Origin of the sequence: Micromonospora eburnea (genome assembly GCF_900090225.1) — a bacterium.
Classification (GTDB): domain Bacteria; phylum Actinomycetota; class Actinomycetes; order Mycobacteriales; family Micromonosporaceae; genus Micromonospora; species Micromonospora eburnea.
Genome location: NZ_FMHY01000002.1, coordinates 3,748,687 through 3,762,035, shown reverse-complemented (window position 1 = coordinate 3,762,035; position 13,349 = coordinate 3,748,687). Strand labels below are relative to the sequence as shown.

Genomic DNA, 13,349 nt, shown 5'->3' with positions numbered 1-13,349 from the left:
AGCCCTACCTGCCCTCGGGCACCGCCATCTCGCCGAGCAGCGACCAGTCCTGCTGCGGCACCGTCACGTTCACGATCCGGGGCGTCTCGACCAGATACGGCGGCAGGGTCCGTTGCGCCTCGCGGAAGTGCGCGGACTGCACGTGCGCGGCGCCGGCCTCGTCGTCCCGGAACGCCTCGACCAGCACGTACTCGGTCGGGTCGTCGAGGCTGCGGGACCAGTCGAACCACAGACAGCCGGGCTCCGCGCGGGTCGCCTCGGTGAACTCGGCGGCGATCTGCGGCCACCGGTCGGCGTGCTCGGGCCGTACCCGGAACTTCGCGGTAATGAAGATCATGGGTCAAGGCTACTGGGCGCCGGGAGGTCGATCCTGGCGGGTGGACGGTTCGTGGTGTCGCCGTCGCCGCGCCAGCAGCAGCGTGCCCACCGCGGCCGCTCCGGCCACCACCACCGCCACGGCCGCCGGCATCCGCGTCGACCCCGTCGCTGGGACACCGGCCACGGCGGCCGGCGACCCCAGCGGCGGGTCGGTGGGTGGGTGCGTCGGCCCGGGGAGCAGGTAGGCGTTGCTGGCCACCTGGGCACCGGTCGTGGCGGACTCCACCGACGTGACGGTCGCCCGGTTGCGGACCACCGCGCCCGGGGGTGCCCCCGGGCGGATCCGGCCACTGATCGTTACCCTGGGTGCCCCCGGGGTGGCGCCCAGGGTCAGGTCACCGAGGTCGCAGACGACGGTACGCGGGGACACTGTGCAGTCACCCGGCTCGGCCTGGGCGGTGACATCGTCGAGATCGGCCGTGGTGGTGAAGGTGACCCGGGCGGTCGTGAGGGCGCCCGAGCCGGCGATGGTGACGGTGTGTGTCACCCGTTGCCCGGGTAGCGCGCCGAACGGTGTCGACGTGAGCACCGGCGCGAAGGTGACCGTGGGTGACGGCGACACTGTCGGCGTCGGGGCGGTCGGGACGGCCGGGGCGACGGCGGCCATCAGGCCCACCACCGGCGCGGCAACCGACTCCCACATTCCCGCACTGTATGCCGGCCGCAGGCCGGGCACCTGACGTTCCCCTTGTCGTACCCCGGTGGTGGCGACGCCGGCCGGCACCCCCGGGCGGGCGTCAGCTCTTCCGGACCGTGGTCAACAGCTCCGCCGCCCGCCGGTCGGCGAACGCGGTGACCGCCTGCTGACCGGCGCCGAAGACGATGGCCACGCCCAGCAGCGCCGCCGTGCTGCCGACCGTCGTCTCCACCAGACCACCGATGACCAGCATGATGCCCGCCACCGCGACCAGCGGACCGACGGCCAGCTTCAGCAGGCCCTGCTGGAACGGCAACCGGTAAGGCAGCCCGCCGGAACGTGAGGTGATCATCGAGGGGAGCGCGCTGATGAACGCCCCCAGCGCGCCGGCGAGCAGCACGAAGAACAGCAGCCGCCATGCCGCCACGTCGGCCGCGTCGGTCGGTGGCTTGAGTAGGCGCACGTCGTTGCTGCCCCACTGCACCAGGACCATCAGCGCCTCGGCCACCAGCGCGAACACGGAGATGCCCAGCATCCGGTTGCGCAGCAGGCGGGCGGACTCGTGGAACTCGTCGGAGGCCGCGTGCGTACGCAGCAGCAGCGCCTGGACCTTGGCCCGGAAGACCTCCGGCGCGGCCAGGTCCTTCGCCGCGTCGAAGTCCACCAGCACCCGGTCGCCCGCCTTGAGATACCGGGTGGCCGAATCCTGGTACGCGGGCAGCAGCCCGATCAGCTCCTCCGGCGTCCGTAGCTCCACCATGGCCCGCTCCACCGCGTGGATGGTCTGCCAGGCGTACTCAATCTTTCCGCCGCGCAACCAGTCGACTACCCCGCTGCGGCCGAGGACGGACTCCACCCCGGACAGCTGCTGCCGCAACCGGGCGACCCGGTCGGCGCTCGTGGCGTCACGCGACTCCAGGCCGAGCAGTTGCTGGTGGAGATCGTCGATCTTGGTGCGGACCCGCATCTGCCAGACCGCGCCGGGCACCACGTCGGTGCCGCCTCCGGCCGGCGCGTCCCGCGTCGGGGTGTCCGGTGTGCCACTCGCCTGAACCTCAACAGTCATGGCGGCTGCCCTCCACTAGCCGGGCGATCGTCTGTCGACGGGCGACGATCCCGTCCCGCTCCTTGTTCGAGTATCCGCAGGTCAGGGCCGTGACGGCCAGGGCGGGGGTCGGTCACTTGTCACGCGATCTGCGCACCGTCGGGGTAACCGCCGTTGTCGCCTGGACCGTCCCGCCCGCTCCGGGGAGGATGCTCGTCGGAGCTGACGGTGAAAGCTGGAGTGTGATGACAGACCGCCCGTTGTGGAAGATCACGATCGCCGTACTCGCCACCGAAGAGGAGATCGATCAGATCGGCGAACGGATTCCGGCGGCCGTCTGTGGGGACCCCGATCATCCGGGGCCGTGCGCGACGCCGTGGATCTCCATCACGGTGGACGAGGGCTCGCTGGACGCGGATGAGGCGCGGGAGCTGAGAAGCCTCGTCCTGGACGACTGACGCGGGCCGGAGAAGCGGTGCGATGGCGAGGTGCCGGGACGACCGGCCACATCTCGGTTCGGGCCTCAGCGCACTGCTGATGTTCAGCGCAACACGAGAAGGTCCAGTGCGTCGATCACCGGTCCGGCATCGGCCTGGGCGGCGTCGTGGAGTCGCTCGACTCCGGCGGCGTACTCGTCGTCGGTGATCAGTTGAAGCGGGGTGTGCGCCTCCCGTCGCAGTGTGGTGGCCGCCGCCCGTAGCGATGGGGCGGTGATCTGGGGGACCTGCTCGATGGCCGAGGTGGCGAATCCCGCGTCGGCGAAGGCGGATTCGACGTCGGCGATGGTGGGGTAGGTGTCGAGGACCCGGATGGCTTCCGGGAAGAAGCGGAACAGGGTGATCGTCTGGTGCCGGCCGGCGAACGCCGATCGGATGAGCGCGGGGGCGGCGGGGCGCAGGACGCGGCGGAGTTCGTGGGCTGCGGCGATCATGTCGGGTACGTGGTGGATGACAGCGGAAATCCAGGCGGCGTCGATGCTGTCGTCTTCGAGCGGGATGTGCGCGGCGTCGCCGGCGAGGATGGGCTCGAACACGGAGCGGGCGCGCATGGCTGCCGACGGTTCGACGGCGATGACGCCGGTGCCGGGGAACCAGGTGGTGAAGGCCCGCGCCCAGCTTCCAGTGCCGGCGCCGAGGTCGAGCAGCCGCATGCCCGGCTGCGGGGTGAGGTGCCGGATCACGGCGGCCCGCCACGAGGCGAGCCCGTCATCGGTGAGGTGGCGGGTTGCCTCGAACGCCGACGCGTCGGCGTGGTCGTACGCGATGCGCGCCATGTAGATGAGCCAACTCCCCGGCAAGGCGCGGGCCAAGAGGCAATGGCGCGATTCACATTCGCCAATCCCGTGGCTGCTACCGCATCAGCTGTCCGCGGTTGCGCTCGACGCGATGAAGCCGGCCCTGGTCGCCTGCCCCGGATTACCCGTTTCTCGCCATGCGCCGTCGGTGTGTCGACGACAGTGGGGGACGTGGCCGAGGAGATGGCGTGACCGGACTGCGTACCGACCTGTACGAGCTGCGGATGGCGGCCAGCTACCTGCGTCGCGGCATGAACGAGCCGGCCACCTTCAGCCTCTTCGTCCGCCGCCTGCCGCACCGGCGTGGGTTCCTGGTCGCGGCCGGCCTGGCCGAGGCGCTGGCCTTCCTGGAGAGCTTCGCCTTCGACGACGACGAGCTGGGCTACCTGCGCGACGTCGTCGGGCTGGACGAGTCGACCCTGGCGGCGTTCGCCCGGCTGCGGTTCACCGGTGACGTCTGGGCGGTGCCGGAGGGGCGGGCGGTGTTCGCCGACGAGCCACTGCTGGAGGTGACCGCGCCGATCGCGGAGGCGCAGCTGGTGGAGACCGGGGTGTTGAACCTGCTCACCTTCCACACCACGGTGGCGACGAAGGCCGCCCGCTGCCGGCTCGCCGCCGGTGACGCGCAGCTGATCGACTTCGCGTTCCGGCGTACCCATGGCATCGAGGCCGGGGCGGGCGTGGCGCGGGCGTCGGCCATCGCCGGCTTCGCCGCGACCAGCGATGTGGAGGCCGCCCGGCGCTACGGGCTCACCCCCTCCGGAACGATGGCCCACTCGTACGTCGAGGCGTTCCCCGACGAACGGGCCGCGTTCCGGGCCTTCGCCGCCGACTTTCCGGTGAACCCGATCTTCCTGGTCGACACCTACGACACGCCCGAGGGGGTACGGGCCGCCGTCGACGTCGTCGCCGAGCTGGGGCTGACCGGGCCGGTGGCGGTCCGGCTCGACTCGGGTGACCTCGCCGCGCTGGCCCGCGAGGCCCGCGCGATCCTGGACGGCGCCGGCCTGACCGGGGCGAAGATCGTGGCCAGCGGCAGCCTCGACGAGGACGTCATCGCCGGCCTCGTCGCCCGGGGCGCGCCGATCGACGGGTACGGCGTCGGCACCCGGATGGGGGTCTCCTACGACGCCCCGTCGCTGGACAGCGCGTACAAACTCGTCGCGGTGGGCGAGCGGCCGGTGCTCAAGTTGTCGCCCGGCAAGGCCACCCTGCCGGGCCCGAAGCAGGTCTTCCGGGACCCCGCCGGGGCTGCCGGTGACGTGATCGGGCTGCGTGACGAGCCGCCTCCGGCTGGCCGGGAGCCGCTGCTCGTACCGGTCATGCGTGGTGGACGCCGTCTCGCGGCGGCCGATCCGGCCGGCGAGGTGCGCGCCGCGCGGGACCGGTTCCACACCGATCTCGCCTGGCTGCCCGACGCGGCGCGGCGCCTGACCGACGCCGTCCCGCTCACCGCCACGGTGAGTCCGGCGTTGGCCGCGCTCCACGACCGGGTGCGGGCGCGACTGGGGCGTGGCGGCAGCTACTGAGCGTCCATGTACCATCTGGTACATGGATTGTCAGGAGACGATCTCCACCACCGCGAGCATCGAGCACTGCTGGGCGGCGCTGGAGGACGTGACGAGCTATCCGCGCTGGACGGCGTCGATGTCGCTGGTCGAACTGCTCGACGGCCCGGCGCTGCGGATGGGCAACCGGTTCCGCATCCGGCAGCCCGGCCTGGCGGCCACCGTCTGGCGGGTCTGCGAGCTGAGCCCGGGCACCTCGTTCGCGTGGGAAGCGCGGGCGCCCGGGGTGCGCACGGTCGGCCACCACCGGGTGGACCGCCAGCCGGACGGGACGACCCGCATCCGGATCGGCATCCGGCAGACCGGCGCCCTCGCCTGGCTGGTCGCGCTGCTGATCGGGGCGAAGACCCGACGGTATGTGCGGATGGAGGCGGCCGGCCTCAAGGCGGCCGCCGAGGCCGTCGCCGCTGCGGCGGCGGACGGGAGCGCGGCGGCCGACGACGGTACGGCGCCCACCGGTGGCCGGTGACGCCCGCGAGGCGCTGCTCGACCGCTGCCTCACCTTCCTGAAGGAAGGCGGGTTCAGCCAGCTCAGCCTGCGCGAGATCGCCGCCGGTACGGGCACCAGCCACCGCATGCTCATCTACCACTTCGGCAGCCGGGAGGGCCTGCTCGCGGAGGTGGTCCGGCGGGTCGAGTCCGAGCAGCGCGCCGCGCTCGCCGCGCTCGCCACCGGGACGGACGACCCGGTCGAGGTGAGCCGGCGGTTCTGGCGCCGGCTGGCCGACCCGGAGTTGGCCCCGGCGGAACGGCTCTTCTTCGAGATCTACGCGCACGCGCTGTTCGGCCGGTCCTGGACGGCGCCGTTCCGCGCCTCGGTCATCGCCGCCTGGGCGGGGCCGGTCGAGGAGCTGTTCGTGCGACTCGGGTTCGACCCCGCGGACGCCCGCCGGCGGGCCCGGCTGGGCCTCGCCGCGACGCGTGGTCTGCTGCTGGACCTGCTGATCACCGGTGAGCGGGACGTCCTGGACGACGCCGCCGACCTGTTCGCCCACCTCGTCACGGCACCCGACCCGCCGAAAGGGTGAGCCGCGGCGGGTGATCCCGGTTTCGGCTGAGGTTTGCCGGTCCTGGAACGGGGAAACGGCACCGCGCCGTGGAAGATGAGTACGGGGTGCCGGCGGACGTGGACCCGGGGTGTGAGCTGTGCAGCAGGCCTCCGCCGCCCGGTTGGACGTTGGCGTACCGGGAGGGCGAGGCACCGGACGAGGAAGGCACGCGGGAGACGATCCTGACCCTGGGCAACGGATACCTGGCCACCCGCGGGGCGGCGCCGGAGGCGTCGGCGGACGGCGTCCACTATCCGGGCACCTACCTCGCCGGCTTCCACAACCGGCTCTTCGGCGCGGCGGGCGACGAGAGCATCGTCAACCTGCCGAACTGGCTGCCGTTGACGTTCCGTCCCGCCGGTGGCGACTGGTTCGCGCCCGGGCAGGGCCGGCGGGTGCACGAGCACCGGATGCTGGATCTGCGGCGCGGCGTCTACCTGCGGGAACTGGTGGTGGTCGACCGTGCCCGGCGGCGTACCCGGGTCCGGCAGCGCCGGTTGGTGTCGATGGCGAACCCCCATCAGGCGGCGCTGGAGACCAGCATCATCGCGGAGAACTGGTCCGGCCGGCTGGAGATCAGGTCGGGCATCGACGGTGGGGTGGTCAACGCGAACGCCCCGGCGGAGGCGGGCAGCTGCGGGCGGCATCTCACCGAGGTGGCGACCGGCGGGGACGACGCGGAGATCGTCTGGCTGACGGCGGTGACGACGAACTCGCGACACCAGGTGGCCCTGGCGGCCCGCATCAGGATTGTCGACGGTGTCGCGCACAGCACCCAGTCGATCCACGGGCCGGACGCCGTGAGCCAGCTGATCGGGATCGACGTGACGCCCGGGGAACGCGTCGTGGTGGAGAAGACGGTGACGGTCTTCTCCAACCGGGACCGGGTGGTGTCCGTGCCGTTGTCCGCCGCACTCGACGAACTGCGGGAGGCGGGCGGATTCGCCCTGGCGCTGACGGACCATGTCGCCGCGTGGTCCCGGCTGTGGGCGCGGTTCCGGCTCGATGTCGGCGAGAAGCACGCCTGGCAACTGCCGATCCGGGTGCACACCTTCCATCTGCTGCAAACGCTGTCTCCGCACGTCATCGGCCTGGACGCCGGTGTGCCCGCGCGCGGCCTGCACGGCGAGGGCTACCACGGGCACATCTTCTGGGACGAGCTGTTCGTCTATCCGTATCTGGATCTGCGGATGCCGGAGCTGACCCGGGCCCTGCTGGAGTACCGGCACCGGCGGTTGACCGCGGCGCGGCGGCAGGCCGCCGCGGCGGGCATGCCGGGCGGCCTATTTCCCTGGCAGAGCGGCGACAGCGGCCGGGACGAGAGCCCTGCCCGTTCGCCGTCGCCGGTGACGGGGGAGTGGGTGGACGACTACACCGGCCGCCAGCAGCACGTCAACCTGGCGGTGGCCTACTGCGTGTGGCGGTACTGGGAGACCACCGGTGACCTGTCGTTCCTCGCCGCGTGCGGACTGGAACTGCTGGTCGAGACGGCACGGTTCTGGGCCGGTCTGGCCACCTACGACCCGGCCGACGACCGGTACGACATCCGTGGGGTGATGGGGCCGGACGAGTTCCACGACGGGTACCCGGGCCGGCCCGGCCAGGGGCTGGACAACTGCGCGTACCTCAACGTGATGGTTGCCTGGGTGCTCGGCCGTGCCACGGAGGCTTGCGCGATCGTCGGCCGGCATCCGGGGGCCAGGCCGTGGCGTGCGGTCGCCCCGACCGACGACGAGCGGCACCGCTGGGCGCACATCGGGCGGCGGCTACGGCTGGCCTTCCTCGACGACGGGATACTCGCCCAGTTCGAAGGGTACGGCGACCTGGCGGAACTGGACTGGGACCGCTACCGGCAGCGGTACGGCGACCTGCGGCAGCTAGGGCCGTTGTTGCAGGCCGAGGGGGACCACCCGAACCGCTACCGCATCTCCAAGCAGGCCGACGTGCTGATGCTGCTGTACCTGTTCAGCGCCGAGGAACTCACCGCCCTGGTGCGCGGCCTGGGCTACGAGTTCGACCCCGCCCGCATCCCGGCGACCGTCGACTACTACCTGTCCCGGACGAGCCACGGTTCGACCCTGAGTCGCGTCGCGCACGCGTGGGTGCTGGCCCGGACGGACCGTCGTCGCTCCTTCGAGATGCTGGTGGCCGCGCTCGGCACCGACCTCGCGGATCCGCAGCGCAGCTCGACGCGCAACGGCATCCACCTCGGCGCCAGCGCCGGAACGCTGGACATCCTGCAACGCTGCTACACCGGCCTGGAGATCCGCGACGACCTGCTCCGGCTCAACCCGCTGCTGCCCGAGGGGCTCGACCGCCTCGACTTCGTCATCCGGTACCGCAACCAGTTGATCTCCCTGCACGTGGATCATGAACGGTTGCGCGTCTCCGCCGCTCCCGGCGCCGACCAACCCGTCCCGGTCGCGGTCCGGGGCCGGACCTTCCAACTCGCCCCCGGTTCGACCGTCACCGTCGAGCTGCGGTCGCCATCCGTGCCGGATCACCACGCCGCGCGGCCGATCTCCGCCGTCGAGAGCGGGTGAGGCGACCGTCCGCAAGGGGCGGCGCGTCACGCTCCGCGACGGGCCTGACCGGCTTCGCCGGTAGGACGGTGCTCAGCGGTCGGCGATGGGCAGGATGGTGCGGCTCCGGCCAGGCCGCGGATACGCCTCGGCCGCCGCGGCCAGCCGGGCGGCGTGGTCACGTTGCTTCTGCCAGTGGCCGTAGAGGGCGCCCCGCCGGGAGAGCCGGTCCACCTCGCTGATCGTCTCCGGGGCCACGTCACCGGGCGGCGCGTCCCGCCACGGCGTGCCGGGCAGCGGCATGAAGGTGTGGGCGTGGATGCGGGCGCCCAGGTCGGCGAGTTCACGGGCGAGGCGCAGCGACGCGTCGACGTCGGCCTGGTTCTCGCCCGGCATCCCGAAGATCATGTCGACGTTGATCCGGAAACCCTCCTCGACACCGAGGCGGACGGCGCGCTTGACCTCGTCGACGCCGTGCCCCCGCTTCGCGGCGTCGAGGACCCGGTCCGAGCCGGACTGGGCACCCACGATGATGTTGTTGTTGGCGCAGTACTTCCGGACCAGCCGCAGCGCCTCCCGGGAGACGTGCTCGGGCCGGATCTCGCTGGGGAACGAGCCGAAGAAGACCCGCCCGTCCGGGCCGATCCCCTCCTTGCAGGAGGCGAGGAGTTCCTCGACCGCGTCCAGGTACGGCGCGTCGGTCTGGCTGCCGTAGGACAGCGCGGTGGGGGTGATGAAACGGACGTCGCGCAGCCCGCGCCGCCGCATCGCGTCGACGTGCCAGCGTACGTTCGCCACGCTGCGGTGCCGGAACCTCGCCGAGAACATGAACGGGGTCTGGCAGAACCGGCAGGAGAAGACGCAGCCTCGGGTGACCTCCAGGGCGTTGAACCGGTCCCACTTCAGCGAGAAACCGCGGAAGTCGTCGAGCGGCCGCCGCTCGGGGCGTCCGGTCCGTACCACCGTGCCGGTGGCGTCGCGGTAGGCGAGGCCGGGGATGCTGGTCGGGTCGCCGACCGCGTCCACCAGGCGCAGCAACGTCGTCTCGCCCTCGCCGACCGCCGCCATGTCCCACCCGGCGTCCAACGTCTGCACGGGTTCGGCGGTCGCGTGTACGCCGCCGGCGAGGTGCGTCACGTTCGGTGCGTCGGCCAGGGCGCGGATCTGGGCCAGTTCCCGGGCCATCGCCTCGGCGTCGGGGGAGTAGAACGACCACAGCACCAGCACCCGGGCCGCCGAGCCCGACGCCTCCCGGATGTGCGCCGCGGTCGCCTCCGGAGTCTCGCCGAAGCGCACCTCGTACCGGGTGGGCGTCTCGTGCTGCTCCAGCGCGCCGAGTAGAACGTGCAGGCCGTACGTCACCGCCTTGCGATACCGCAGCACCAGCACCAGATCGGGAGCGCTCATGGCGGCGATTGTGCCAGCCGGTGGGTCTACAGCCGGTGGCGGACCCAGACGTTGGGCTCGACGTAGACGGCGTGGTCGTGGGCCACGTCGCAGTGCACCGGCACCAGGGCGCCCGGCACGTGCACCGGGCCGCTGGTGTCGAACGGCAGGCCCGTCCAGGAACGCCACTCGGCGAGCGTCCCGCTGATCACCATGGAACGGGTGGCGACCCGTTCGATGCGCCCACCGGCTCGTACGTGCACCCGCAGCCACGGGTCGACCGGCAGGCCGTCCTCGCGGACCTGCGCGGCGTACTCGCTCATCGGCAGGTCGGGCCGGGTGTGCTTGCCGCTCGGGCGGACCGGGGCGACGAGGGTGTCGTAGCCGAGCTTCGCGACGGCCTCGCGCATGGCGGCGAGCATCAGCGCGGACAATCCGCTGCCCCGCCGGTCGGGGCGGACGCAGATCTCGATGGCCGAGACGATGTTCGGGGTGTGCCCGGCGAGCCGGTTGATGGCGGCACGCTGGATCACCCGGTCCCAGCCGCCGTCGGGAAGCTGCGCCTCCGTCCAGCGCAACGGCACGGCGTACGCCCGCGCGACGGCGCGTCCCGGTTCGTCGGAGTCGACGGCGGCGAAGACGAACTCGGGGAACAGGTCGTGCGCGACGCCGTAGTAAACGGAAGCCATCGGGTCCCAGAGCATGAACTGCGGCCAGGCCCCGTCGAAGTCGTCGTCGAGCAGGGGGGCGAGGTCGGGACGGTCTGCCAGGCTTGCGATGTTGATGGCCACGGCGGCACCCTAGACCACCCGACGAGGAGAGGGCACCTCGATTGCGCCGCGCTGGCCGACCGCACACGGCGCCGGCCCCGGCTGACGGTGGGGCGGGTGCTCGCGTCAGGACCCATGGCGGCGCAGGTAGGCGAGGACCGCCAGCACCCGGCGGTTGGTGTCGTCGCTGGGCGGCAGGTCCAGCTTGGTCAGGATGTTGCCCACGTGCTTGCCGATCGCCGCCTCGGTGACGTGCAGCCGCGCCGCGATCGCCGCGTTGGAGTGACCCTCGGCGAGCAGCGCGAGCACCTCGCGTTCCCGGGCGGACAGGGCGGCGAGCGGGTCCCGCGGTCGGTGCAGCAGGTGCCGGACCACGTCGGGGTCGATGGCCGTCCCGCCGCCCGCCACCCGGCGCAGGGTGTCGGCGAACTCGGCGACGTCGGCGACCCGGTCCTTGAGCAGGTAGCCGACCCGCCGGCCGTCGCCGCTGTCGAGCAGCGCGGAGGCGTACTCGGTCTGCACGTACTGGCTCAGCACCACCACCGCGCGCGACGGCCGTTCGGCCCGGAGCGCGACGGCCGCGCGCAGGCCGTCGTCGTGCTGGCCGGGCGGCATGCGGATGTCGGTGACGAGCAGGTCCGGCTCGTGGGCGCGCACCGCCTCCAGCAGCGCCGGGGCCGAGCCGACGGCGGCGACCACCTCGAAGTGGAACCTGGTCAACAGGCCGACGAGGCCCTCGCGCAGCAGGACCTCGTCCTCGGCGAGTACGACCCGGATCAGCGGGGGCATGGCAACTCCACCCGCACGAGGGTAGGGCCGCCGGCCGGGCTGGCGAGCAGCAGCCGTCCGTCGACGGCGGCGACCCGGTCAGCGAGGCCGGTCAGGCCCGTACCCCGGGCCGGGTCGGCGCCGCCGCGGCCGTCGTCGGAGACCTCGACGACGAGGTGGCGGCCCGGCTGGGTCAGCCGTACCTCGGCCCGGGTCGCCCGGGCGTGCCGGGCGACGTTGCCCAGGGCCTCCGACACCACGAAATACGCGGTGGTCTCGACGAGTTCCGGCAGGGGCCGGGTGAGGTCGGCGTGGACGGTGACCGGGATGGTGGCCTCGCCGGCCAGCTCCCGCACGGCGCCGGCCAGGCCGAGTTCGGTGAGGTTCTGCGGTCGGATGCCCTGCACGATCTGCCGGAGCGTCACCATCAGGTCCTTGGCCTGCTCGTGCGCGATGGCCAGCGGCCTGGCTGCGGGCGAGTCGTCGGGTACGTCGAGCCGGGCCAGCCCCAACTGGAGGGTGAGGCTGGTCAGTCGGGGCTGCGCACCGTCGTGGACGTCACGCTCGATACGACGGCGTTCCGCCTCGTACGCGTTGACCAGGCGGGCCCGGGAGCGGGTGACCTCGCGTAGCGCCGGACCGTCGGCCGGCCCGCCCAGCAGCCAACGGGCCACGGCGGCCTGCCCGGCGACGAGCAGGCCGGCCACATACCCCAGCACCGGCACGAGCAGGATCCCCACGATCGTGTAGGGGAGCGCCTGGCCGGGCGTGTCGACCGTGGTCCACCCCAGAGCCACCTGGCCCTCCTCCTCCGCCAGCCAGGGCGCGGCGAGCAGCACGAGGTCCAGCAGCACGAGCAGCGCGAACACACCGTACGCGAGCGGCACGACGCCGCCCAGCCAGCAGGCGTACGCGACCTCCCGCCAGGACGCCGCGCTGGTGTACCGCGCCGCCAGGCCGTCGCGCGGGGGCGGCTCGGGCAGCGGGCGAGGGTCGACGAGGTCGAGTCGCCACCGCTCGACCGCGGCCACCGGGCTGATCACGATCGGGGCGAGGAGCACCAGGGCGATGCCGGTGACGGCGAGGCACAGGATGATCGGCAGCCCGATGGGGCGGTCCTGCCGCGCCGCTTCGACGACCGCCACCAGGGGCGTGCCGACGATCAGCAGCGCGACCGCCAGCAGCCCGGCGAGTGGCACGCTGGTGACGGCGTACGCCAGGGCCCGCCACGGCCAGGCGGAGATCAGGTAGTCGCGCCCGCGCAGCGCGGTGGCCAGGTGCGGGGGTTCGTCCGCGGTCATGTGGCCAAGCTAGTCAGGCTGCCCGGGCCCGCCCAGCCGACTGGGCCTCCAACCGGGGTATGCCTGGCCCTACCGATGTTGACCGGCTGCGCCCCGTGCGCCACCCACTCCCGGGGCGTTCCACTGGGTAAATGCGGATCCATCGCCTCGGCTCCGCGTGCTGCTCGCGCTCGGGGTGCTGCTCACCTGGTCGGCGCTCGGCCGTGGCGCCGCCACCACGGCCGCGCGGCTGCTGGCGCTCGCCGGTGCGGGCGGGTTCGTCCTGGCCGGCGCGTATCCGGCGGACGTGAACGAGAACAACCACTTCCTCGCGGCACTGCTGATCTTCGTACTCGGCAATGTCGGGATGATCGTGGCGGCGTTGGCCCGGCGGTCACCGGTCCTGGGCGCGGTGCGGGCGGGCAGCCTCGCGCTGGGCCTGACCGGCCTGGTCGGCACGGCCCTGTTCCTGGCGCAGGTCGACCTCGGGATCGGCGTCGGCGGCATGGAACGGGTGGCCGTCTTCCCACTGTTCGCCTGGACGGTCGTGGTCGCGGTCCGGGTTCTGCGGGCGGGCCGCCGGGAGCGAGGGGCGGTCGCGACCAGGTAGGCCAGCGGCCCCTGTCGGTTGCCACCGGTGTACGCCGGGCGG

At 72.7% G+C, this 13,349-nt stretch carries 14 protein-coding genes; 6 read left to right on the top strand and 8 right to left on the bottom strand.

Annotated elements, in window-relative coordinates; all coding sequences use genetic code 11:
* Window positions 1-4: 4 nt before the first annotated feature.
* From GA0070604_RS17070 to GA0070604_RS17060, 3 genes are all read right to left on the bottom strand, one after another.
* The gene (locus GA0070604_RS17070; protein ID WP_091118844.1) at window positions 5-337 is read right to left on the bottom strand and encodes a putative quinol monooxygenase; all 333 of its coding nucleotides are present in this window, start codon (window positions 335-337) and stop codon (window positions 5-7) included.
* Between the two features lie 9 nt (window positions 338-346).
* Window positions 347-1,021: a hypothetical protein gene (locus tag GA0070604_RS17065; RefSeq protein ID WP_091118841.1), complete on the bottom strand. Its 675-nt coding sequence runs from the start codon at window positions 1,019-1,021 to the stop codon at window positions 347-349.
* 94 nt (window positions 1,022-1,115) lie between these two features.
* Window positions 1,116-2,081, bottom strand: a complete 966-nt coding sequence (locus GA0070604_RS17060; RefSeq protein WP_091118840.1) for a hypothetical protein — start codon at window positions 2,079-2,081, stop codon at window positions 1,116-1,118.
* 62 nt (window positions 2,082-2,143) lie between these two features.
* Between GA0070604_RS17060 and GA0070604_RS33055 the strand changes: the two genes are divergently transcribed.
* A complete protein-coding gene (locus GA0070604_RS33055; RefSeq protein WP_091118839.1) occupies window positions 2,144-2,518 on the top strand; it encodes a hypothetical protein in 375 nt (124 codons plus the stop codon).
* An 83-nt stretch (window positions 2,519-2,601) separates the two neighbouring features.
* Here the strand turns inward: GA0070604_RS33055 and GA0070604_RS17050 are convergent, their stop codons facing one another.
* Window positions 2,602-3,333 (bottom strand): class I SAM-dependent methyltransferase, encoded by a 732-nt coding sequence (locus tag GA0070604_RS17050; RefSeq protein ID WP_091118838.1) that lies wholly within the window; start codon window positions 3,331-3,333, stop codon window positions 2,602-2,604.
* Window positions 3,334-3,542: 209 nt separating this feature from the next.
* Between GA0070604_RS17050 and GA0070604_RS17045 the strand changes: the two genes are divergently transcribed.
* The 4 genes from GA0070604_RS17045 (at window position 3,543) to GA0070604_RS17030 (ending at window position 8,514) form a co-directional block, all read left to right on the top strand.
* Window positions 3,543-4,883, top strand: a complete 1,341-nt coding sequence (locus GA0070604_RS17045) for a nicotinate phosphoribosyltransferase (RefSeq protein ID WP_091118837.1) — start codon at window positions 3,543-3,545, stop codon at window positions 4,881-4,883.
* 22 nt (window positions 4,884-4,905) lie between these two features.
* A complete protein-coding gene (locus GA0070604_RS17040) occupies window positions 4,906-5,391 on the top strand; it encodes an SRPBCC family protein (protein WP_091118836.1) in 486 nt (161 codons plus the stop codon).
* A complete protein-coding gene (locus GA0070604_RS17035) occupies window positions 5,381-5,950 on the top strand; it encodes a TetR/AcrR family transcriptional regulator (RefSeq protein ID WP_244161950.1) in 570 nt (189 codons plus the stop codon). Before GA0070604_RS17040 ends, GA0070604_RS17035 begins: the two co-directional genes overlap by 11 nt.
* A 68-nt stretch (window positions 5,951-6,018) precedes the next feature.
* Entirely contained in the window at window positions 6,019-8,514 is a 2,496-nt protein-coding gene (locus GA0070604_RS17030) for a glycoside hydrolase family 65 protein (protein ID WP_208602091.1), read from the top strand.
* Between the two features lie 72 nt (window positions 8,515-8,586).
* Here GA0070604_RS17030 and GA0070604_RS17025 read toward each other — a convergent pair whose 3' ends face one another.
* The 4 genes from GA0070604_RS17025 to GA0070604_RS17010 form a co-directional block, all read right to left on the bottom strand.
* Window positions 8,587-9,900, bottom strand: coding sequence for a TIGR04013 family B12-binding domain/radical SAM domain-containing protein (locus GA0070604_RS17025; RefSeq protein ID WP_091118833.1), 1,314 nt, complete (start codon window positions 9,898-9,900; stop codon window positions 8,587-8,589).
* A gap of 26 nt (window positions 9,901-9,926) precedes the next feature.
* Complete coding sequence (locus GA0070604_RS17020; RefSeq protein ID WP_167363498.1) at window positions 9,927-10,670, bottom strand: N-acetyltransferase; 744 nt, start codon at window positions 10,668-10,670, stop codon at window positions 9,927-9,929.
* Window positions 10,671-10,775: 105 nt separating this feature from the next.
* The gene (locus GA0070604_RS17015) at window positions 10,776-11,438 is read right to left on the bottom strand and encodes a response regulator transcription factor (protein ID WP_091118832.1); all 663 of its coding nucleotides are present in this window, start codon (window positions 11,436-11,438) and stop codon (window positions 10,776-10,778) included.
* The gene (locus GA0070604_RS17010) at window positions 11,426-12,718 is read right to left on the bottom strand and encodes a sensor histidine kinase (protein WP_091118831.1); all 1,293 of its coding nucleotides are present in this window, start codon (window positions 12,716-12,718) and stop codon (window positions 11,426-11,428) included. The genes GA0070604_RS17015 and GA0070604_RS17010 overlap by 13 nt, the downstream gene beginning before the upstream one ends.
* Window positions 12,719-12,875: 157 nt before the next feature.
* Between GA0070604_RS17010 and GA0070604_RS17005 the strand changes: the two genes are divergently transcribed.
* Window positions 12,876-13,307: a DUF998 domain-containing protein gene (locus tag GA0070604_RS17005; protein ID WP_091118830.1), complete on the top strand. Its 432-nt coding sequence runs from the start codon at window positions 12,876-12,878 to the stop codon at window positions 13,305-13,307.
* Window positions 13,308-13,349 lie beyond the last annotated feature (42 nt).

What these genes read in the sequence shown, in the direction of transcription:
- GA0070604_RS17070 (WP_091118844.1), bottom strand. Translation starts at nt 337, where the DNA reads ATGATCTTCATTACCGCGAAGTTCCGGGTACGGCCCGAGCACGCCGAC.
- GA0070604_RS17065 (WP_091118841.1), bottom strand. Translation starts at nt 1,021, where the DNA reads ATGTGGGAGTCGGTTGCCGCGCCGGTGGTGGGCCTGATGGCCGCCGTC.
- GA0070604_RS17060 (WP_091118840.1), bottom strand. Translation starts at nt 2,081, where the DNA reads ATGACTGTTGAGGTTCAGGCGAGTGGCACACCGGACACCCCGACGCGG.
- GA0070604_RS17050 (WP_091118838.1), bottom strand. Translation starts at nt 3,333, where the DNA reads ATGGCGCGCATCGCGTACGACCACGCCGACGCGTCGGCGTTCGAGGCA.
- GA0070604_RS17040 (WP_091118836.1), top strand. Translation starts at nt 4,906, where the DNA reads ATGGATTGTCAGGAGACGATCTCCACCACCGCGAGCATCGAGCACTGC.
- GA0070604_RS17025 (WP_091118833.1), bottom strand. Translation starts at nt 9,900, where the DNA reads ATGAGCGCTCCCGATCTGGTGCTGGTGCTGCGGTATCGCAAGGCGGTG.
- GA0070604_RS17015 (WP_091118832.1), bottom strand. Translation starts at nt 11,438, where the DNA reads ATGCCCCCGCTGATCCGGGTCGTACTCGCCGAGGACGAGGTCCTGCTG.
- GA0070604_RS17010 (WP_091118831.1), bottom strand. Translation starts at nt 12,718, where the DNA reads ATGACCGCGGACGAACCCCCGCACCTGGCCACCGCGCTGCGCGGGCGC.